The organism is Bartonella sp. AC10YNML, assembly GCF_042196825.1.
Lineage (GTDB): Bacteria > Pseudomonadota > Alphaproteobacteria > Rhizobiales > Rhizobiaceae > Bartonella.
Genome location: NZ_JBHIRA010000054.1, coordinates 1 through 1,317 on the forward strand (window position 1 = coordinate 1; position 1,317 = coordinate 1,317).

A 1,317-nucleotide genomic window follows, 5' to 3' on the forward strand; every position below is an offset into this window, starting at 1 on the left:
TCCCAGTTAGAACAGTCGTGCTTATGAAGTTCAAGTGCTGGTAAATTATCCCCGCTTAAAAATAAAAACTTATGGTCTTTGATTAAAAAACGCGCCTGCATGCGGTCCGCAAGACGGGTTAAAAAATCAACCGCCGATTGATCTGTACGAATCACATAAGAAAGAGTTTGTTTGATAAATTGTGGACTGACCTTTGCTTGATAGCCATGGCGTTTGGCGAGTGTCTCAACAATCTCACCAACAGTTTTGTGATCAAAATGTTCACTCGCTTGTTCTTTGAGTTCTTTACGCATCGAGGCGCTTTTGCCACAAAGGCGCAAAATCTCTCCATCACTGCCCCCAATACTCACCACCGACTCAACAATAAAACGCCCCATAAAGGCACTGATGCTGTTCTCATAGCCAAAAATCACTTGCAGAGTGCTGTTGCTTGAGGGAACCTCTAAATCATTACCACTATCATCAAACTCTGCTTCAAATGTATCGGCTTCATTGCCGGCATGGTCCGTAATGGTTGCGGTTAAAAGACGCTGGTAAAAAACCTCATGAACAAGCTTATCCCCCACCCTCACCTCAATAAAAGGATGCGTGCGCATTAATCCCATAACCGCTTCACCACGCTGTTCTTTTCTTGGCTGACAAACTCAGGCAGAATGACCTTTAAGCCCCGTGGCAACAGAGCACCATACCCTGCAATACCTGGATTGGCTTCCAGTGTGGCTTCTAAATAGCCATTTAGTCCCCCAACTTGAGAACGGTCCCCTAACACAGCCATGGCATGGTGAAAGCAGATCAGATCGAGACTCATATCTTCTAGCTCTACCACGAGGTGCTTTTCTGGTATCTTCATGGCGTTTCTCCTCCTTGGGAATATTGACCATATCCCTCTTGGTATTGTCCCACCTGATATTGACCTTGTGGTTTTCCTCCATCGAAAAACGGTAACAAGCTAATGGCATAGCGAATGCGCCCCGATTGACCAGAGCGACTAATATAGTCGTGATCTTTCGTGACACTGGTGATTACCACTGATCCATGGAGAATGGCGCTATAGCCATTGTCACTCATCCAACGGATCATCTGAACGGGCTTGGCAGCACGAATGGTTCTGGTGATAGCATCAATGGCTACCCGATCCCCAAACTCTTCTGGAAACAACACCCCATGGATGGTTTTGGCATCATTGCCATAACCGGTAAATTGCAAACCGGGAGCCTCACCAAAACGCTCTAGGCAAACCCATGAAGCAGAAAACTCTTCCTCAAAGGATTGGAAATTCAGCCAGTCCACATAAAAAAGATGTGGTCCTAACATCAG

2 protein-coding genes and 1 pseudogene are annotated in these 1,317 nt (G+C 46.0%); all 3 read right to left on the bottom strand.

Going from position 1 to position 1,317, the window contains the following annotated elements:
* Positions 1 to 605: pseudogene (locus ACFINA_RS09555) on the bottom strand (late control protein); the annotation flags it as partial.
* Positions 596 to 850 (bottom strand): tail protein X, encoded by a 255-nt coding sequence (locus tag ACFINA_RS09560; RefSeq protein WP_375609809.1) that lies wholly within the window; start codon positions 848 to 850, stop codon positions 596 to 598. The gene ACFINA_RS09560 and the pseudogene ACFINA_RS09555, both read right to left, overlap by 10 nt.
* On the bottom strand, positions 847 to 1,317 hold a 471-nt coding region (locus ACFINA_RS09565; protein WP_375615517.1), incomplete at its 5' end, for a phage tail protein. The genes ACFINA_RS09560 and ACFINA_RS09565, both read right to left, overlap by 4 nt.